Origin of the sequence: Woeseia oceani (assembly GCF_001677435.1) — a bacterium.
In the GTDB taxonomy this organism is placed as follows: domain Bacteria; phylum Pseudomonadota; class Gammaproteobacteria; order Steroidobacterales; family Woeseiaceae; genus Woeseia; species Woeseia oceani.
The window spans coordinates 3,803,707-3,822,477 of the sequence record NZ_CP016268.1; the positions used below are offsets into that span (position 1 = coordinate 3,803,707).

Annotated in this window: 16 protein-coding genes; 9 read left to right on the forward strand and 7 right to left on the reverse strand. The window is 58.3% G+C overall.

Going from position 1 to position 18,771, the window contains the following annotated elements; genetic code table 11:
- Positions 1–119: 119 nt before the first annotated feature.
- Positions 120–1,427 carry an MFS transporter gene (locus tag BA177_RS17100; protein WP_068618236.1) on the reverse strand — a complete coding sequence of 436 codons (1,308 nt, stop codon included), beginning with the start codon at positions 1,425–1,427 and terminating at the stop codon, positions 120–122.
- Between the two features lie 274 nt (positions 1,428–1,701).
- Between BA177_RS17100 and BA177_RS17105 the strand changes: the two genes are divergently transcribed.
- The gene (locus BA177_RS17105; protein WP_068618238.1) at positions 1,702–2,262 is read left to right on the forward strand and encodes an ECF-type sigma factor; all 561 of its coding nucleotides are present in this window, start codon (positions 1,702–1,704) and stop codon (positions 2,260–2,262) included.
- 55 nt (positions 2,263–2,317) lie between these two features.
- Here the strand turns inward: BA177_RS17105 and BA177_RS17110 are convergent, their stop codons facing one another.
- The 3 genes from BA177_RS17110 to BA177_RS17120 form a co-directional block, all read right to left on the reverse strand.
- Complete coding sequence (locus BA177_RS17110; RefSeq protein ID WP_068618240.1) at positions 2,318–2,527, reverse strand: hypothetical protein; 210 nt, start codon at positions 2,525–2,527, stop codon at positions 2,318–2,320.
- Between the two features lie 204 nt (positions 2,528–2,731).
- Complete coding sequence (locus BA177_RS17115; RefSeq protein ID WP_068618242.1) at positions 2,732–5,272, reverse strand: serine/threonine-protein kinase; 2,541 nt, start codon at positions 5,270–5,272, stop codon at positions 2,732–2,734.
- 148 nt (positions 5,273–5,420) lie between these two features.
- Positions 5,421–7,091 carry a serine hydrolase gene (locus BA177_RS17120; protein ID WP_068618244.1) on the reverse strand — a complete coding sequence of 557 codons (1,671 nt, stop codon included), beginning with the start codon at positions 7,089–7,091 and terminating at the stop codon, positions 5,421–5,423.
- 421 nt (positions 7,092–7,512) lie between these two features.
- Here BA177_RS17120 and BA177_RS17125 point away from each other — a divergent pair, with 421 nt between their 5' ends.
- From BA177_RS17125 to BA177_RS17150, 6 genes are all read left to right on the forward strand, one after another.
- Complete coding sequence (locus tag BA177_RS17125; RefSeq protein ID WP_197493218.1) at positions 7,513–9,045, forward strand: hypothetical protein; 1,533 nt, start codon at positions 7,513–7,515, stop codon at positions 9,043–9,045.
- Between the two features lie 161 nt (positions 9,046–9,206).
- Positions 9,207–10,121, forward strand: coding sequence for a phosphogluconate dehydrogenase (NAD(+)-dependent, decarboxylating) (gene gnd / locus BA177_RS17130; RefSeq protein ID WP_068618248.1), 915 nt, complete (start codon positions 9,207–9,209; stop codon positions 10,119–10,121).
- A 49-nt stretch (positions 10,122–10,170) separates the two neighbouring features.
- Positions 10,171–11,046 carry an FAD:protein FMN transferase gene (locus BA177_RS17135; RefSeq protein ID WP_197493219.1) on the forward strand — a complete coding sequence of 292 codons (876 nt, stop codon included), beginning with the start codon at positions 10,171–10,173 and terminating at the stop codon, positions 11,044–11,046.
- A 250-nt stretch (positions 11,047–11,296) separates the two neighbouring features.
- Entirely contained in the window at positions 11,297–11,806 is a 510-nt protein-coding gene (locus tag BA177_RS17140) for a TlpA disulfide reductase family protein (RefSeq protein ID WP_068618250.1), read from the forward strand.
- Positions 11,803–12,024 carry a DUF4266 domain-containing protein gene (locus BA177_RS17145; protein ID WP_068618252.1) on the forward strand — a complete coding sequence of 74 codons (222 nt, stop codon included), beginning with the start codon at positions 11,803–11,805 and terminating at the stop codon, positions 12,022–12,024. The genes BA177_RS17140 and BA177_RS17145 overlap by 4 nt, the downstream gene beginning before the upstream one ends.
- 29 nt (positions 12,025–12,053) lie before the next feature.
- Positions 12,054–13,349, forward strand: a complete 1,296-nt coding sequence (locus tag BA177_RS17150; protein WP_068618254.1) for a DUF3570 domain-containing protein — start codon at positions 12,054–12,056, stop codon at positions 13,347–13,349.
- Positions 13,350–13,420: 71 nt separating this feature from the next.
- Here the strand turns inward: BA177_RS17150 and BA177_RS17155 are convergent, their stop codons facing one another.
- A complete protein-coding gene (locus BA177_RS17155) occupies positions 13,421–13,864 on the reverse strand; it encodes an SRPBCC family protein (protein WP_068618255.1) in 444 nt (147 codons plus the stop codon).
- A 173-nt stretch (positions 13,865–14,037) separates the two neighbouring features.
- Between BA177_RS17155 and BA177_RS17160 the strand changes: the two genes are divergently transcribed.
- Both BA177_RS17160 and BA177_RS17165 read left to right on the forward strand, forming a co-directional pair.
- Complete coding sequence (locus tag BA177_RS17160) at positions 14,038–14,367, forward strand: ArsR/SmtB family transcription factor (protein ID WP_068618257.1); 330 nt, start codon at positions 14,038–14,040, stop codon at positions 14,365–14,367.
- Entirely contained in the window at positions 14,364–14,813 is a 450-nt protein-coding gene (locus BA177_RS17165; protein ID WP_068618259.1) for an SRPBCC family protein, read from the forward strand. The genes BA177_RS17160 and BA177_RS17165 overlap by 4 nt, the downstream gene beginning before the upstream one ends.
- A gap of 90 nt (positions 14,814–14,903) precedes the next feature.
- Here the strand turns inward: BA177_RS17165 and BA177_RS17170 are convergent, their stop codons facing one another.
- Positions 14,904–17,603 (reverse strand): S8 family serine peptidase, encoded by a 2,700-nt coding sequence (locus tag BA177_RS17170; protein WP_156762892.1) that lies wholly within the window; start codon positions 17,601–17,603, stop codon positions 14,904–14,906.
- Between the two features lie 280 nt (positions 17,604–17,883).
- Positions 17,884–18,720: a Fic family protein gene (locus BA177_RS17175; RefSeq protein WP_197493220.1), complete on the reverse strand. Its 837-nt coding sequence runs from the start codon at positions 18,718–18,720 to the stop codon at positions 17,884–17,886.
- Positions 18,721–18,771 lie beyond the last annotated feature (51 nt).

Sequence of the window (18,771 nt, forward strand, 5' to 3'; positions counted from 1 at the left end):
ATTGCAGCCCGGGAGGTTATTTCGTCAAGCATTTTCATCCGCCGAGCTTACCAAGACTCCGTTTTACTGTCCGAAGGAAAGCAGCTTGCGCCTAAACGCTCACGGGCAAACAAGAACAGCTAGTCTGCCTTGCGGTCTTGCTTGCGTGGTTTCGTACCGACGATATCGAAGATCACACCGGCGAGCGCATTCATGCGGGTAACCCGGAATATCACCTGCGCGGTGGTAATAGGTCTGACCTGGCGTACTTCCCGCAAGCGCGGAATCAATAACAATGCGACTGCGCCACGCGCCAGCATGGAAACAATGAAGACCCCGTACAAAGGGCTCAGCCAATGGTAGTGCGCACCGAACAACGCATAGTCAACGGGGAACACGGCGCCCAGAAAACCACCGAGTATGGCCCCACAAAACACACCGCCGGCCGCGAGCACATTGTGCGCAGCTATGTAGGTAGTCCGCCGGTGCGGGGCGATCAGGTCGTAAAGAAAGTTACTGGCGCTGAGTGTGAAGCCGGCCCATGAAAATCCGCTCAGCGCCTGAATTGCCAGCAGGTACCAAAAATTCGTTGAGAACACCCACAAGAGCGGCATGAGCGGAATAAACAGGCCGGTAACCGCCAGTATCCGGCGATTACCGAACACATCGCTGATGCGCCCCCACTGCGCAAGTGTGAGGAACTGGGCAAAGATCGCCATGCCGGTATTGGCCATGAATTGCAGGTAGCTGTAGTTCAGATCGCGGAGCATGTAGACCGTGAAGAATGGCGATGCGATGGCAACGGCAAATTGCATCAGTGCGAAAAACACTGAGAAACGAATCGCGTTCGAATGACGGATGCGTTGCCACCATTCCCGGGCTGCGGGCAATTGCATCGGCGCTACCTGCCGGGGCTGATCGTGCATGCAGGACAGGTGATAGATCGATACGAGCCGCGCAATGGCCGCGATGACAAACAGCACGATAAAGCCGATCAGCGTTTCGCCGCGCTCGGTCATCAAGTGCAAAACAGCACCACCAACGATCAGCGAGGCAAACGTGGTCGCGGCGATACGCCCGGTCCGCTGGCTGAAAAAACGGCCACGCTTGCGTTCCGGGACGATATCACCCAGCAGACTGGTCCACTGCGGCAATGTCAGGTGCGCCCCGCCATGGTAGAGAATGACACTGCCGATCAGCATCGGCACCGCGTAGTCGCGAAACACCAATGGCAAAACGATGATGGGTAGCCAGGCAAACGCCTGCAGGCTGGCGCCTGCCAGGATAATTGCCCGCCGATGGCCGGTGACATGCCCTAGCCAGGCGGAGAGCAATTGCACCAGCGAGGCCAGCAGTGGCGGCACAGACGCCAGCAAACCGATTTGCGGAGTCGTCGCGCGCAGGAAAACAGCAAATGCCGACAGGTAGGTTTCACCAATTCCGGTCATCACGGCAAACGCCGACGCGTCTCGCAGGGAATGTTTGAGCGATTTCTGGGTAACAGGGTCGCTTGAGAAAGTATGCACGTTCGGCCTGAGCTGGCGTGACTGTCGTTGCCGCTATCATCGGCCATGCTGTGACACAAATCCATGCGCCGGGCCGCAATCTCTGTCCCGGTCTGGGATGGCAGCCAATCTGTTCAAGCCACTGCAACCTCTCGATGACCACTGCTACACTGGCGATTGACCTGCCAACAACAAGAAACGTACTTACGAGACGCTTGTGTCGGACGTAACAGAACTTCTACTGCGCTGGAACAGCGGCGACGAGCTCGCGCGCGCATCGCTGATTGAGCACATCTATTCGGAACTCAATACCATCGCTGCCCGGCATCTCGCCAACGAACGTCACGAAGTGGAATTGCAGCCCAATTCCCTGGTGCACGAGGCTTACCTGAAACTCATCGACATGAACCGCATCAACTGGCAAGGGCGTGCGCACTTTCTTGCCATTGCCGCAAAAGTGATGCGCGACATACTGGTCGACAAAGCCCGGCAGCGAAACGCGGCCAAACGCGATGGTGGACAACGCATCACGCTGACTGGCATTCCGGTTGCGATGGACAATCCGCCTACTGATGCACTCATGATTCACAACGCGCTGGAGCAGCTCGCGGAGATCGACCCGGATCGGGCACAGCTGGTTGAACTGCGCTTCTTTGGCGGACTGACTATCGAGGAAACTGCCGTCGTCATGAAGTCATCACCGGCGACCGTAAAGCGCAACTGGGATATCGCCAGAGGCTGGCTCTATCGAGCGCTGAAACAGCGCGATTCCACCTGATGGCAGCCACTGTTTTCTGAGCAGGCCAGCGTGTCGACGACAGGGCGGTGTGACGTCAATCAGCATCGCTGCGGGTGGGGCGCTCGTCGATCGCCAGGAAACTGCCAGACTCTTCGACGGCACTTAGCAGCTGCCTGACGCTCAACGCGAGTTCAGGGCTCCGCTCGGCCAACGCCTGCAAATATGCACGTCGTTCCGCGGGGGCCAGCGCGAGTGCCGCGTCGCAGAGATCCAGGACTTTCTTCGACTCCGCGGGATCATTCACGAAGCTTGGCCCCGGCGGGTCTGTCGCCAGCGAGGATCATTGCCAATGGCAGGAGCCCGGCAGTGCCAATCAGCATAACCGAAAATATCAGTACACGTACTCGCACGTTTCGCAGCCTTTGCTCTGTTCGCTCACATCCAGTGGTCAGCACCGTACTGACAATGGCGCAATCAGGACAAAAATCAGCTCATGCTGCCGGTCTGCTCAGGGGGCCAGTGCGTATTTTTCCGCCAATTGCGGCTTTTGCCAGGCAAGGTACAGCTCGTGCAAACGCTCCCTCGTCGCCAGTGTGACTTCGTGTGCCTCGCCGCGCGATTCACGCAAGGCCTCGTACGCGCCGCGTAAGATGGTTTCCGCTTTGTCGAAATCACCGGCCGCGGCATAGCACATACCCACAATCCCTTCGCCCGAGGCGATGGCCCAGTGCCCCTCGGGCAACAGCGCGCGTCGCGCCGCCAGTGATTTCTCGGCAAGTTGGGTACCGAATGGCACGTCCTCGCCGAGACACAGAATCGCACCGCCAATGTTCTGGACGTACGAGGCGATGAAATCAACCTCGGGCAAACTCGTTTCAGCTGCCGCCACTGCTTTTCGTATCGTAGCCGCCGCGCTGCCCAGATCGCCAACCTGACGGTAGTGATTAGCCAGGGATGTCTGCGACGTAATGGTCTCAGGGTGCGTGGGGCCCAACGAACGCTCCAGCATTTGCACCGCCTCTTCGTAGTTGGCGGTGGCGGCGTCCGTGTGCCCGAGGTTTTTCTGCACACCAGCGCGATTCGAAACCATGACGGCCATGTAAGCATCGCTGGTGCCACTCTCGCGGCCAAGCTTTATCGCTTCGAGGAAATACGGGTCCGCCGCTGCGTACTTGCCCTGCTGCATGTTAGCGACGCCGATATTGGTAAGGATAGAAATGAGCTGATCGGGATCGTCAAGCTGGTGTTCGCGGTAGGTCGCCAACGCCAGATTATAGTACTCCAGTGCGCTCTGCTCGTCCGCGATATTGCCTTGCACCATCGCCATCTGATCATAGGCCCGTGCCAGCCCACCCCAGTCGGTGTCCTCTGTTTGCTGGTAAATGTCTATTGCAGTCTGAAAAAACGCATCTGCCTGTTGGTAATCGTCCTGGTAGTAGAGGGACAATCCGTGGATGCGGTAGGCATTGGCGGCTGCATTGCTCGCCGTGCCCAGCTCGTTTTCATACAAGCCTATCGCTTCGGCCGACAACGCCTGACTGCGCTCGTAGTTAGCCCGTGCGGCGTGGATATCGCCCAGTGCTGACAACAGGGTGGCCTTTAGTGCCGGCTCATCCGCGTATTGCTGCTGCAGATTTTTCTCAGCGTAGGTCAGCACATCCGCTACGGTTTGTTCGTTCTCGCTGGATCGAAAGGGGTCGCCTGCGAACAGCACATCCTTAAGATAGCCGACTGTTCTCTCCGCCGTGAGCGCGTGTGCCTGGGCCATATCGCGCTGTCGCTTCGCCTCCTCCGCCTGTGTCGCATAGGCAATGATGCCGCCCGCCAGCGACAGCATGATCAGGGCCGCCGCGCCGGTCGGCAGCCAGTTGCGTTGCAGAAACTTTTTCGCTCGGTAGCCGAATGTATCGGCATGTGCTGCTACTGGCAGACCGTCGACATATCGGCCGAGGTCATCAGCAAACTGCGCGACCGTTGCGTAACGCCGTTCCGGTTCCTGGCGCAAAGCCATCAGCAGTATGTTGTCGATGTCCCCTTGCAATGCCCGCTGCAACCTTTCAACGGTGGTCGCACGCTGAACGGCGATCTGGCGCCTTAGCTCCGCTGACGGAATGGTGTTCAGACGCGTACTGGGTTTCGGTACCGTGAGGCTTTCAACCGATTTCAGGAAATCCCGGTGGTTGCCCGTTTCGATATGATACGGACGTTCTCCGACCAGGATTTGGTAGGCAAGCACCCCGAGTGAGTAAACATCACTGGCGGTTGTAACCTTGTTTTCCAGTATCTGCTCCGGACTCGCGTAGTCCGGCGTCATGGCCTGATGGCCGAATATAGTCGTGTTGCCGTGGGTATCCGCCTCGTCCGGGCGAATCAGCTTGGCGACACCGAAGTCGAGCAACTTCGGGATACCATCGGCCGTTACCAGTACGTTGGACGGCTTGAGATCCCGGTGGACAATCAGGTTCTGGTGCGCTGCCTGCACGGCCATTGCCACTTTCTGGATAAGCCGGATCCGGTCACGAATGCTTAGTTTATTGTCGTCGCAGTAGCGGTCTATCGGCAGGCCATCGACATACTCCATGACGATGTAAGGAATGCCCTCGTCTGTCGTGCCACTGTCAATCAGGGCCGCGATATAAGGGTGATTCATTGCGGCAAGCAACTGCCGTTCCGCGTTGAACCGCTCGATCAGCTCCCTGGCAAGCAAATGGCCATGGACAAACTTGATCGCAACCCGCTGTGCGTACCCGGGTTCGTGACGCTCGGCGAGATAGACAGAACCCATGCCACCTTCACCCAGGCTCTCCTTGACCAGGTAAGTGTCGATACGACGACCGGTCAGATCAACCGGATCCAGGCGCGTGTCATCGCCGCCCAGCAAGAACGTACCGGCCTGGTCGACTGCCAGCAGTACGGAATCGACTGACACCCGCAAGCGTTCATCGCCTGCACAGACGCTGGCAAGAAACGCATCGCGCTCTGCCGCTGGCAGACCCAGCGCTTCATCGCACAGATCCAGTACCCGTTTGGAGCTTTGACTGCCGGCCATCGGTTTCTCTTATTCTAGTGATGACAACCGTGGACCGAGTGTAGCGAATACGCGAGGTCGATCAATACCTCGCAAGCGTCGCACAATAAAATTCAGGGCGCCAAAATGGCGCCCTGATTGTCGATCGAATAAAACCTTCCGTCGCGCGTCAATTCGTTTCGTTGACAATATTGACGATCCGCGAAGCAACGGACGAAAACAACGACTGGTTGATGCGTGCTGCGCCACCACTGTCGTTGTTGCCCATGGCGATGACGGCGAAAGCGCCGCGATCTTCCGTCTCCAGCAGCCAACCGTAAGTCAGCACCCGCAAGCCGAAGCCATCATCAAGGCTGCCACCTTTGAACCAGACCCGGCTCCAATCTTCGCGAATATTGACGAGTGCCGTTTCCGCGCCGTAGGCCTGCGCGATCAAGGCGGCCGCGTCGGGGCTGCCGTCGAACTGCCGCAAACCTGCCATGGCACTGCACACATCCATCGCGGAGGCTTGCCAGGTTGCACTCACGAGCACGGACCGGTTGGCGGTCGTGGTATTGGTTACCGGCCCCAGCGGTTCCAGCACCGTGTCGAGGTAGTCGCGCTGTTCTTCCTCGGTACCATTCACGTACGCCAGCGCATCGGCTTCCGGCACGGTGAAATACAGGTGGAAGGCCTCGCTCATCGACAAGAACGGCAGCATGACGCTTGGCGTCGCAAACTGGAATTGCGTCAGGATGTCCTCTATCGCGGCACGCCCGACCAGGCGGAACAAATGCTCCGTCGCCGTGTTGTCACTGATGCCCAGCATCAATGTGGCCATGTCGAGTACGGAGAACGGTGTACCTTCCGCCTCGGAGTTGATCGAACCGCCGAGCACGAAGTTGTCGCTGGTCAATGCGACCGCCTGTGTGGCGCTGATCAAGCCGTCTTCAACCGCCTGAGCCAGTGCGCCCATTACCCAGATCTTGAAGATCGATGCGGTTCCCAGTGGCGTCGCAGAATTGCGCTCAAACACGGGCACGCACTGGTTCGAAGTGTCGATTCTCGCGACCAGCAGGCCGACCTCTTCCGCGAGGGTCTCGAGCTTGTCGGCCGCCTCCACGTAGCTCAGCGCGAGATCCTCCGTCAGTGTCGAGCCGCCGTTCAATGGGAAGCCGCTGGACCCGAACGAATTGATCAGACCGCTTGAGTAGGTCGTTTGCAGCGTCATGAACTGGCCGCTGCCCGGGGTGCCGGCGTCACCCACCAGTACGCGGACCTGAGTGGGCGTCATGGTAATGATGTCCTGCACCGTGCCGCCGGGCACGACGGCGCGTAGCGAGTTCAGAAATGCCTGCCACTCCGCCACCGACACAGAAGCCAGCGCCGCCGGTGAGAAGTGATCCATGATGTCCTGGTCCGAAGTGCTGGCGACCGCGAGCTGCTCGAGGATCCACGTCAGTTGGTTCGGTGCCGGCATGTTCGGCAACTGGTAGACGCCATTGGTCTTGGGAAACAACGGTGGAATAGCGGCAGTACGCGCAGGATCGTAAGGATAGGCATCGTCATCGTCGGGCACACCGTCATTGTCATCGTCGGTGTCAGCGTTGTCGCCCGTCCCGTCGCCATCGGTATCGGTCGTTTCGGTCGGGTCCAGCGGGAAGGCATCACTGCCATCGAGGACGCCGTCGTTATCGTCGTCCGTATCGCTGCTGTCCGGCGTACCGTCATTGTCGGTGTCCAGCGCCGGTGGAGGGGGTGGCGGAGTGCTATCGCCGCCTCCTCCGCTGCTGCAACCCGCTATCAGGAAGACACTGCAGATTGTCAGGTAAATATACGGCTTCCCCTTGCTGTACAACATCGCCACTTCTCCACTAGAAACGGCGCCCTGTTTGGGCGCTTCTGTCTTTAATGGCGGCAAGCGCCGCAAAAGTAGCTCAGGAAAATCAGGGGATTCCACACTTCCCGTACTGCGCAAGCAGGCAAACGACCGTCAGCTATGCATTTGAGCCTCTCGTCTGCTCAGCGCCGTGCATGGCGACGTTGAGGGATCCCCCTGATCTTTCTCGCTATTTCAGGTAGATTACGGACAATCTTTTTGGCGCTGCTCGCGGTCCGGTTCGCCGACCCGCAACTCAATCTCGATTGTCGCTTTGCCGCATGATTAGCGCGAACTATCAGCCCCTGTTCTGCTATTTCGGTGAGACAAGGTTATGGAATCTTTAACGTTCAAAAATACGGGGCATCAGAGAATCGGAGGCTCAGAAACCGTGCAAACATTAATGAAAGCCGCTCTACTCAGTACTGCATGTTTGTTCTCAGCTGGTGTTGCCGCGCAATCCCCAGCCGATATTTTTGCCGAGATGGACAGCCGTAAACGTGCGAGCCTGGCCGGCGTGCAAAATTACACGCAGATGAAATCGATGATGGGTATCTGCGCACTGGAACACTACGAAAAAGCATCGACCCAGTCAGTCGACGGGCGCGGCACTATCGAATACATGCGCCTCGTACCGCTCAGCGAAATAGAAACACGACGTTCGCCCGATTCCCCCATGGCCAATATGTCAGCCGAAGAAATGGAAGCCGTTGCTGATCAACTGCGCTCGCAGGGCCCGGCAATGGAGTCGGCAATGCGCGAAGAAATGCAGTCGGCCGGCATGCCGGGCGGCATCGGCCAGATGTTGATGAACCCACCACCGAACGAGCCTTGGCTGTCAGCGAACCCGAACGACATGATGGGTATGTACGGCACGATGTTGGATGCCGCAGCACAGGGCAAACGGCAGAACGCAGCGCAAGCGGCGGATGCGAGAACCGAAGCACAAACGGATCAGCTCGCACGGATCGCCGCGCAAACCCGTATCGTTGGCCGTGAAACATTCAATGGCCGCGAAGCCATACTCATGGTTGCCGATGACCTCAACCACACACAGGTCTCGGACGGTCAGGAGTTCACCATCCAGAAAATGACCCTGTGGGTTGACGCAAACGCGTACCTGCCGCTGAAGATGCGCATGGACGGGATTGCCCGCGAAGGCGGAGAGACCCGTGAATTGCGTATCGAACGCGAAGATATGGACTACCGGACAGTGTCAGGCTGTGCGTCCATGAATGAACCGTTCCGAACCGTCATGCGCGTCGCCGGCATTCTGAACGCGGAACAGCAGGCGGAAATGGTCGAAGCACAAGCGCAGCTTGAGCAAATGGACAGTCAGCTGGCGAGCCTGCCGGCAAGTCAGCGTGACATGATCATGCGGCAGATGGGACCGCAGATGGAAATGCTGCGAGGCCTGGCATCCGGCAAAGGCATAGAAATCGTGTCTGAAGTGACCGAAATGCGCTGCAACACCGGCTTGCCGAGCCACGCTGAGTACGCCGCCATGATGCCGGGTAGTGGGGCCTCGGGCTGCAGCACTTCCGGCGCCAACATGGGCATGTTTGGTACTGGAAGCATGGGTGCAGGCAGCAACGGTACGGCGGCCGCGGCTCCTGGCAACGTCGCTGCTCCAGCGAGCTACTCTGCGCCGGAAACGGCCGCCAACGGTCGCAGCGCGGAAGACCTGGCCGCAGATCAAAAGGCCTGCCTGGAAGACAAGATTGCCAAGGCACAGGAATCGAAAAAGAAGAAACGTGGTTTTGGTCGCCTGGCAAGCGCCGTTGCCCGAACCGCGGGCCGTTTCGGCAACCACGACATCTCGCGAACGCTCGGTGACGTCTACAGCGCGAACGCAACGGCCGACGATCTCGCTGCGGCGGCTAAAGACCTTGGGCTGACCGAGGATGACATCGCCGCTTGCGAGAACCCCAACTAAAGACCGCTGGCCAGACGGCCGGCAAGCAGCATTTGACAGCAACATCTCCGGGCCGGGTCAGCGATGATCCGGCCCGGAGCATTTGCGCGACCTTAACGGCAGTGGCATTGCCGCCACGTCCGCCAGATACTGCACACTCCAGGTGAATACGAGGGTAGACGATGCAACTCGGAATGATTGGCCTTGGCAAGATGGGCGGCAACATGGCGCGACGTTTGCGCCGTGCCGGCATTGAGGTCGTGGGATACAACCGCAACACGGATGCTACGGACTCACTAGTAGCGGAATGTGGACTGATCGCCGCAGACTCAACGGAAGCACTGGTCAACTTGCTGCAAGGGCCGCGTATCGTCTGGCTCATGCTGCCCGCCGGTGACGTCACCGAGTCTTACGTGGTATCGCTGAGCGAAAGGCTGCAGCCCGGCGACATTCTGGTTGACGGCGCGAACTCTTTCTACAAAGACACAGTCCGCCGCGGCGCCATGCTGGCCGATGCCGGTATACACTTCGTGGATGCGGGCGTGTCCGGTGGCGTATGGGGCCTCGAGAATGGCTATGCACTGATGGTAGGTGCCGAAGCCACATCGTTCTCACAGGTTGAACCACTGATACGTGCGCTTGCACCGGCCGCTGACCGTGGCTGGGTACATACCGGCCCGGTAGGCAGCGGTCACTTTACCAAAATGATTCACAACGGCATCGAGTACGGCATGATGCAAGCCTATGCTGAAGGCTTCGCATTGCTCAAAGGTCGCACAGATTTCAATCTTGATCTCGCCGCCATCGCCGAATCCTGGCGGCACGGCAGCGTTATTCGCAGTTGGTTGCTGGATCTGTCGGCGGACGTCCTGGGGGGTGATCAACAACTGGAAGACGTTGACGCATTCGTTGCGGATTCCGGAGAAGGTCGCTGGACGGCGATGGAAGGTATTGAACAAGGCATCCCTACACCCGTAATGAGCCTCGCACTCATGGCGCGCTTCTCCAGTCAGGGCCAGCAGGACTATTCGTCGAAGCTACTGGCTATGATGCGCAAGCAATTCGGCGGGCATGCGGTACCCTCGACCAAAGACTGAAGCTGCCAAAACCCCGTCAATGCAAACCATGCCCAACCGAACAACGACCATGACTCGGATGCGTGACCATTGGCGTGGACAGTTTCGGGCAATGGCCAGCCCCTGTGAGGTATTGCTCCGAACTAATGACGCGCAGCAGGCCGAAGCGGCACTGAGTGCGGTTGCCGCGGAAGCGTGGCGTATCGAGGATAAATTCAGTCGTTACCGGACGAACAACGTTGTCGCCGCTATCAACGATAGCAATGGCGCAACCGTTGCCGTCGACGACGAAACCGCCAACCTCATCGATTTCGCCACGGCATTGCACGAACTGAGTGAGGGACGGTTCGACATCAGTTCGGGTGTACTCCGACGCGCGTGGCAGTTTGACGGCAGCGACCGCCTGCCCGATGAGCAAACCGTCGCGGACATCCTTAGCTGCGTAGGCTGGAACAAGGTTCTTTGGCAACGGCCGGATCTGACCTTGCAGCCAGGTATGCAAATCGACTTTGGGGGTATCGGCAAGGAGTACGCAGTCGATCGTGCCGCCGCACTGGCGGCGGATTTGGTAACGCATTGCCTGATCAATTTTGGCGGTGACCTGGCCACCGGCGGCGCAAGCGATGCGTCGCCAGCGTGGCAGGTTGGCGTTGAAACACCGGACAGTGCCGGGCGCCGCGCGGACCGGCTGATACGATTGTCCCGCGGCGGACTCGCCACAAGCGGTGACGCGCGCCGGTTCCTGCTGAAAGACGGCAAGCGCTACAGTCACATCCTGAACCCGCTGACCGGCTGGCCGATCGAGCAGGCCCCACGCTCGGTAACCGTCGCCGCCGATACCTGCACTCAGGCCGGCATGCTGGCGACACTCGCGATGCTGCAAGGCCCGGAAGCCGAGAGCTTTCTCGAGGCGCAAAGCGTGCAGTACTGGTGCCGACGAAGCTGAGTCGCAAGACTGCAGCGTTCGGTCGGTTCGTACGTCGCCGCGGCCTGGCCTGAAGGTTCCCAGGCCACGCAACCAGCAACTGGTTCACGCACTGCGTGAGCTCTGTGCATATCAGCAACTTCAATAGCTTGAGTAGCAACCTCAGGTCGCCCCCAGGCATCCGTCGTGAATTCAGTCCACGACGACCAGTTTTCACCGGCCGTTCGTCTAAAGACGGTTACCTGCAACTTTCAGGCTAAGGAAGGCAAGCATGAACCGAATCCGCTCAACCCGATTGGCCGTGCCGTTAATGGCCCTCACCGCTTTGTTAACCCTTGGAACAGCCACAGCGCAGCCTCTGGATAAGCCCGAATTTCTGAACGAACACCGCGGCAAGGTCGTGCTCGTCGACTTCTGGGCGTCGTGGTGTGTGCCCTGCCGGCGCTCGTTCCCGTGGCTCAACGACATGCAGCAGAAATACGCCAGCGACGGACTGATGATCATCGGCATCAACGAAGACAACGACCAGGCTGACGCAGAAGCCTTTCTGCAGGAATACCCGGCAGGCTTCCGGATTATGGCCGATCCCGAAGGCCTTCTGGCCAGTCAGTTCGAGCTGCTTGCCATGCCGACCTCTTACCTGATCGGCCGGGACGGTTCGCTGGTTGCGAACCACCTCGGCTTCAAGACCGCCAAAGAAGGCGAATACGAAGCGCTGCTGCGCACCGCGCTTGGACTCAGCGAGCTCGACAGCTCTGAAACCGGAGAAGCGCACCCATGAAAAAGATTTCACTGGCAGTACTGCTGGCAATGTTGAGTACCGTGTCCGCGTGCAGCACGCTCGGCGTCGAACCCTGGGAACGCGACACACTGGCACGCGACGACATGCAGTTGCTGACCGATCCTGTCGAAGCGGGTCTCGACGATCATATTTACTTCAGCAAGGAAGCAAGCAGCGGCGGTCGTGGATTTGGTGGCGGCGGTTGTGGCTGTAACTGAACACGTCTTCAACGTACGGAATTGAATTCATGAAAAAAGACATCGCACGCACGCTGGCCGCGGCCACGTGCTCACTGTTAGGCAGCGCCACTCTCGCTCCTTTGCAAGCACAGGAAGAGCCCAACTGGGACTTCAACACCGCACTGCTCTACTACGGCGAAAGCGACAGCCGCGTGCAGGACATCAGCCTGAACGTGCTGGCGCGCCGCACATTCAACGACGATCGCTCATTAAGCCTCGGCCTCGCGGTCGACTCGTTGACCGGCGCCACACCGAGCGGTGCGTTGCCAATGCCGCAAGCGCAAACCTTTACGAGCCCATCAGGAGATGCGAGTTACACCGTTGCCGCCGGCGAACACCCGCTCGACAACACCTTCCTCGATACCCGCTATGCGCTGAATGCCGCCTGGACGCAACCGCTTGGGCGCTTGTACAACGGCACCGCTGGCGTCAGCTTCTCGAAGGAATACGACTACACGCACTTTGGCGCGAACTTTGGCCTCAGCCGCGATTTCAACAAGCGCAACACTACGTTGAGTCTCGGCCTGGCCTTTAGCCAGGACGACATCGAACCGGTTGGCGGCGCGCCGGTACCGCTATCGTCGATGCTGGAAGTGGGCAATCAAAACAACAAACTGGGCGACGACTCCAAAGACGTCGTTGATCTGCTGATCGGCATCACCCAGGTCATCAATGAACGACTGGTACTGCGGGCGAATTATTCCTTCAGTGATGCCAGCGGTTACCTCAATGACCCGTACAAGATACTCAGTGTTGTAGATGGCCTCAGTGGCGACACGATTGCACTGGCACCGAGCGCGAGCGGCCCATCGCACGCTTACCGTTTTGAAAGCCGCCCGGATTCGCGCGGTAAACACAGTTTGTACGGGCAGGCGAAATACTTCATGAACGGCAAGGTGCTGGACGTGTCGTATCGCTACATGACTGACGACTGGGGCGTCGATTCGCACACGCTTGATGGCCGCCTGCGCGTACCATTCGGCGAACGCTCTTACCTGGAACCGCACCTGCGCTTCTATACGCAAACCGAAGCCGACTTTTACCGCGCCAGCCTGACGGACGGCGAGCCTTTACCGATGTACGCCGCGTCCGATTACCGGTTGGGCAGTTTTGATGCGATTACCGCAGGGCTGAAGTACGGCTGGGAAACCAAAGCCGGACACGATGCCGCCGTGCGACTCGAGTATTACAAACAAACGGGTGACGTGCCGGATGATCAGGTTATTGGTAATCAGCGTGACCGCGACCTGTACCCGGGACTGGATGCGATAGTCCTGAACTTCAGTTACCGCTTTGGGCTGTAGGCTGCTTGCCCGGGATCGAGCCAATAGCCGCAACAGTACGGCTCGATCCCGACTATGGTGGATCGCGTCGGCTACATACCGACAGCTTCTATTTTCAGATCATCAGGATAGGGCCGGCCGACGCCGCTCTCCACGTAGTCGCGCATACTCAGCAGGAACGTTGCCCACTTCATCGAGCAATGGTGGAAAAAGCCATTTTCCGCTTTCCAGCCCCGATGCCGGAATAACAGCTGGCTATGTGCAGCGCGCTCATCGATATCAAACTCAATAGAGGTACCGACCCATTCATCGGGACCCTTTACGCATTCCCAATGCACTTGCCGGGCGTTGCTCTTGATCACGCGCATGTCAAAACCACCATTGCTACCGAATGTAAAAGTCAGCGTTCCGCCCTCCGATGGATCACCGGCCGTATCACTGGTCCACCAGTGAGAAAGTCCATCCAGCGTAGTTAGCGCCGCACGAATCTGCTGCGCGGATGTCTTGGTGCCGTAGGTCAAACAGATATTGGACACAGGTTAACTCCTCTTTTTTCGTGATCGGCCGCCATGGCCAACGATTAACCTATGCTAACGTTCGGCTCTGTAAATTAAATAACTTCTACGAAATTATCAGGGAATAATAAGCCGTTGTATTACAAGCCTTTTCTATTGATTCTCCGACCCTTCTTGATATATTGTTTCCAACAATGGAAACTGAAGATCGACTCGATGCTGTCTTCTTCGCACTCGCGGACAGTCGCCGGCGCTTGTTGCTCGCGGAACTCGCCGCGGGACCCAAATCAGTGTCGGAACTTGCGGCTACGGCTGACATGAAGATAAGCGCGGCGTCAAAACACATCGCTGCGCTGGAAGCGGGGCATCTTCTGTACAAGACCCGGCATGGTCGCAAACTGTACTGTCACCTTAACTTTGATGTCTGGCAGGAAGTTGCAAGTTACGTCGCCATGCACGCGAAATTCTGGGCAGGCCGAATTGACGAGCTCGAAGCCTATCTTAAGGAGACCAACAAGCCATGACCGACCCCTTGGTGATAAAACGCGTACTGCCGTGTGCCAAGCGGCAACTCTTCGACGCGTGGTCGAAACCGTCTGTCATGACTCGCTGGTTTTGCGCGGCACAACAGCCTGTTGCGCCGAGCACGGTCAATAATAGTTTCACTGTCGGCGGAGAATACGAAGTCATAATGCACACGCCTGGCGGAGATCGCCGACACCATGGCGTTTATCGTGCCATACAGCGATACAACCACATTGCCTTCACATGGAACTCGCACATCGTGCAGGACAGCTTTGTGGAGCTCGACTTTCGCGAACTGTCAGTCAATCGTACAGAACTCACATTGACCCACACACAATTCCCGAATGACGATGTTCGCAACGCTCACATAAAAGGCTGGGGCGGCTGTCTGGCCAACCTTGAGCTATTCATGCAGACAGAGGTGGCGTTACCCGGGAACCCTTGATGATCTGACGCCGCTCTTGCTCCCGCAAAAAAAAGGCCGCCTCTCTTGAAAGAGGCGGCCCAACTACGACTACGTCAAAGCGCTGATCTATCAGTCGCCACCCGTTTCATGCCCCATCATCGTTGGCACAGGGGCGCCGCTGAGACTCCAATCCGTCAGCCTTAGCGCTTCTTCGCGGCCGCTGCCCAGCAGAGAACGTCGCCGCTCAAGCTCAAGCTCCAGTAAGTCCGCTTCGAGACAGGCTCGCCGTGCTTGCAGACGCTCTTTCTCCAGTTTCACTTTCTGCATGGCCTCGACCGCTGGCTCGCAAGACGAACAATGTGCCAGCTCCGCCTCGTACAACGTCCCGTCGGTAGGCAACGTGATCATGCGGGCATCCTGAGTTACGTCTCCCTTGCGTGGCAGCAACTTCGCTACTTCCTCAAGGATCTTGCGCGCCTGATCCGTCAGCTCGCCGAGGTCATCGAACGACATCCACGCTCCGCCCTTTGCCAGCTGCCACTCAACAGATTCAACGCGCGTCGAAACTTCGTACAACTCGTTGACGCGGCGCACGAAGTAGGTCACTGCATGGCAATGGTTGTGATTTCGCAGAGTACGGGACGTGGTTGCACGATGCTCTTCTTCTTCGAAACTGCTGATAACCAGCGAGCGTTCCGCCTCGACCGCCTGGGATGCAGTAATCGCAAGTTGCGTGAACTGCTCAGCTGCAATATGCACGGATGCGCCGCTCGCGATTGTTGTTTCCGATTCAAACTCGGTACTGCCCGAGCCTTTAGGCGCGCCGAGAAAGCCCGCAAGTCCGCCACCGACCGAGACCGTCGCATCAGCCGCCGTTCGCACCTGATTCAACACGCTGGTGTAGGCTGAGGCTGACAGTGAACGGCGAGTCTGCGACAGCGAACTCAGTGTTTGCCGGAATGAGCTGTGCACTGAGACACGTTGCGTTGCCGAACGCACGCGACGATAACGGTCAAACTCGTACAGGCGCACTTCCTCGCCGGGCAGCAAACTTGTCGTGTACAACAACGGCCCTTGCTGGCGACCGATCAGCTTGAGGCAATGCTGGTACGTGACCCGAACATTTATGCCGCCACGGTCATTATTGATGGGGATCGCGAACTCCCTGGCCTCGTAAAAAAACTGGCAGCGATCGTAGGCCTGCCAAGGCACGGGCTTGGGACCGACACAATTCTTGTCCGTCGAACCCACACAGCATTCGCCGCAGCCATCACAACCTTCGCAGCCACACCCTGCCGCCATCTCGGAGCTACAGGCTTCGAGCAGCGCGCGTTCGGCGTTGACACGACCGTAGCCAACCTCCTCGTTCCAGGTACCGCTGGGTTTGCCGTTGGTGTTGGCGTAGGCGTACAACGCCGGTGATATTTTGTCGCAAGTACGCTCAATGATTGAACGCACCTCGACGTTGCTGATGCCCGGCCGCAAGCGCACGATCAACGCCGCGATACCTGCAACCAGAGGCGTTGCTGAGGATGTGCCGTTGAAGCGATCGTAATAGTCGCCGGCATCGTAACCGAGACCACCCAGCCGATCAGTCGTTGGCATCTCAAGACACGGCGCACACACGTCGACATCAGGACCAAAGCTCGCGCCCCACCAGTTCTCGCTGGAGGCGTCACCAACCCGCTTGCGTTCATCACTGCGATTCGACCCGCCCACGCACAAAGTACGACTGTCGCTACCCGGGAATCGGGCAACATTGCCGTTCTCGTTTCCTGATGCTGCGATCAGTACCAGACCCTTCTCGTGTGCGTTCTGCAACGCATCGCGAATCAGATCGAAATCCCACATCCCCCAGGACTCGTAGACACCAAAGCTCATGCTGACCACTTTTGCGCCATGATCGGCCGCGAAATACAGGCCTTCGGCAATGTCAACGTCGGCCCAGGTTCCGGTAGCGATGGCCATCGTTCGACAACCGCCAGCAACACCAGCAACACCTTCGCCGTTGTCCATGCGCCCGGCGGCTATGCCCGCACAGGCCGTACCGTGATTGCCAGTCGGACTGCCGTCAGCCGTATCCGTAGTCGCGTTCCATGACTGCGGGTGCAGCAGCAGATCGGGATGATCAAGCTGCACGCCTTCGTCAATTACCGCGATGGTGACATCATCGCCGCCGCGCACGATCTGCCAGGCGCGCGGAATCTCCGCTCGTCGAACGCCCCACTGAATACCAAACATCGAATCGTTCGGCACATACTCCGAGGTTGGCGGCGCACAGCGATTCGCGTGACAGGTAGGTGAAATGAATGGGATGGTCTCAAACCGAACCTGATCTTCCGCGCCGTTGCGAGCGAGTTGTCGATTAACTGCCTGTGCGACCTCTATGACGTCGCCCTCGCCAACACGCATGGCAACCAATCCGCGCAAGTGCGATGAACGGGTTTCGTCTTTCGTCAAAGCCGAACTCAGAGTACTCGCACTGACGGAACCGGTTAGCGCCGCTTCGCGGACGTACAAGCGCTGCGGGTTAACCGTAAAGTAGGCTGTCTCGTCCGCCTTCGCCTGCTCTTTGCTAAAGCAGCGCGATACCCACTCTACCGCCGCGTGACCTTGCAACTTCTCAGCGACGTCTTTACCAACGTCTTTACCGCCTCGGGCCGCAACCCATGACAGCATGTCGGTCTGGTTGACCTGCATTGCGGGCCGCTTACTGTCGGGCAACTTCGCCAGTTCCAGACCATGATCTTTCAGTATTTTCTCGCGCTGCGATTTTCCCGTACCGACGACCCAGCACACGGCGAGAAACCCGGTGACTTCCATAGCCATACCGGCCGCGGGATGCCTGAACTTCAGCCGGTCCGCTTGCCGCTTCGGAGTTTTTTTTGGATGACTCAGCCATTTTCGACCTCCTGCCAACTGCGTGGCGTTAACGGCGCCGCACTGTGCGGCGCCAATGGCGGCAGGCAACGAGGCGCTTGGGTCAACTCAGGTAGTTGTGGGCGCCGATGCGCCGGTTTGGACAGGGTTGACGAAAACGCCTATACCTATGCCTGCAGGAATGAATGCGACAAATGGGTGAGGATTCCCTCATGGGGATCGTAGAACGCTAGCTCAACGGGTACAGCTTCGGAAATATCTCGTCGAGCACGTCAGCCGGAAACCGCAGTGACACCGGACCTTTCGGCGTGCGGGAAGCGAGCAGTCCCTGCTCAACAACGTCGTTTAGAACACGCCGCGCCGTGCGTTCCGGCAGGCCGGTAATACGCGGGGCCTCGCCACGCTCGAACTCTCCGCGCATCAAAGCCTCGAGCAGGAGCTTCGCCGACTCGGGTTTGAGGGATTCGTGCCGTATTACAAAGCGTTGATAACGGTCACTCAGTGAAGTGAGATCAAACATATCAGTCATGAACTGAACCTGATCGATACAGATCCGCAGGAACCACAAGGTGAATTCTTCGAGCGCGCCTTGTGACAGATTGCCGCGGCCATCGAGATCACCCTTACACGGCGTGTCGGCGAGGTCCATCATCTGTTTGTATTCGCCGCGACTCTCCAGGCCGCGAGCCAACCCACGAGATACCGACCAGAGCCCGTGGGCGGCAATACCCGCCTTGTGCGCCATGGCATGACTCATCAATCGACTGACGCGACCATTGCCATCCGGAAACGGATGCACGTAGTTGAACCGATGATGTGCGGCCGGTATGGCGAGAATGCGCGCGCCTTTGCCGAGATGGGCGAAACTGTAGCGTTGCTCGAAGCGCTGCATGAAAGCTGCAACGACATTACTGGAAGGCGGCACATGCCGCCCGACCACGACATCGTGTTCAGGGCTCGTCCGCCACTCGCCAGGCTGCATCAGGAATTCAACCGTTTTGCCTTTCACGCGCAAAAGCTCGTCGGGAGCCTCTTCATAAAAGCCCAGATGCAATTGCCTAATCATCTTGCAGGAAGCAGGCTCAGCCAAATCACCGGATTCCGCCTGTTCATCGAT

Bases quoted from the DNA above. Each gene is read 5' to 3' on its own strand.
- BA177_RS17100 (WP_068618236.1), bottom strand. From the start codon at position 1,427: ATGACCGGAATTGGTGAAACCTACCTGTCGGCATTTGCTGTTTTCCTG.
- BA177_RS17115 (WP_068618242.1), bottom strand. From the start codon at position 5,272: ATGGCCGGCAGTCAAAGCTCCAAACGGGTACTGGATCTGTGCGATGAA.
- BA177_RS17120 (WP_068618244.1), bottom strand. From the start codon at position 7,091: ATGTTGTACAGCAAGGGGAAGCCGTATATTTACCTGACAATCTGCAGT.
- BA177_RS17125 (WP_197493218.1), top strand. From the start codon at position 7,513: ATGAAAGCCGCTCTACTCAGTACTGCATGTTTGTTCTCAGCTGGTGTT.
- gnd (WP_068618248.1), top strand. From the start codon at position 9,207: ATGCAACTCGGAATGATTGGCCTTGGCAAGATGGGCGGCAACATGGCG.
- BA177_RS17135 (WP_197493219.1), top strand. From the start codon at position 10,171: ATGACTCGGATGCGTGACCATTGGCGTGGACAGTTTCGGGCAATGGCC.
- BA177_RS17140 (WP_068618250.1), top strand. From the start codon at position 11,297: ATGAACCGAATCCGCTCAACCCGATTGGCCGTGCCGTTAATGGCCCTC.
- BA177_RS17145 (WP_068618252.1), top strand. From the start codon at position 11,803: ATGAAAAAGATTTCACTGGCAGTACTGCTGGCAATGTTGAGTACCGTG.
- BA177_RS17150 (WP_068618254.1), top strand. From the start codon at position 12,054: ATGAAAAAAGACATCGCACGCACGCTGGCCGCGGCCACGTGCTCACTG.
- BA177_RS17160 (WP_068618257.1), top strand. From the start codon at position 14,038: ATGGAAACTGAAGATCGACTCGATGCTGTCTTCTTCGCACTCGCGGAC.
- BA177_RS17165 (WP_068618259.1), top strand. From the start codon at position 14,364: ATGACCGACCCCTTGGTGATAAAACGCGTACTGCCGTGTGCCAAGCGG.
- BA177_RS17170 (WP_156762892.1), bottom strand. From the start codon at position 17,603: ATGGCTATGGAAGTCACCGGGTTTCTCGCCGTGTGCTGGGTCGTCGGT.
- BA177_RS17175 (WP_197493220.1), bottom strand. From the start codon at position 18,720: ATGATTAGGCAATTGCATCTGGGCTTTTATGAAGAGGCTCCCGACGAG.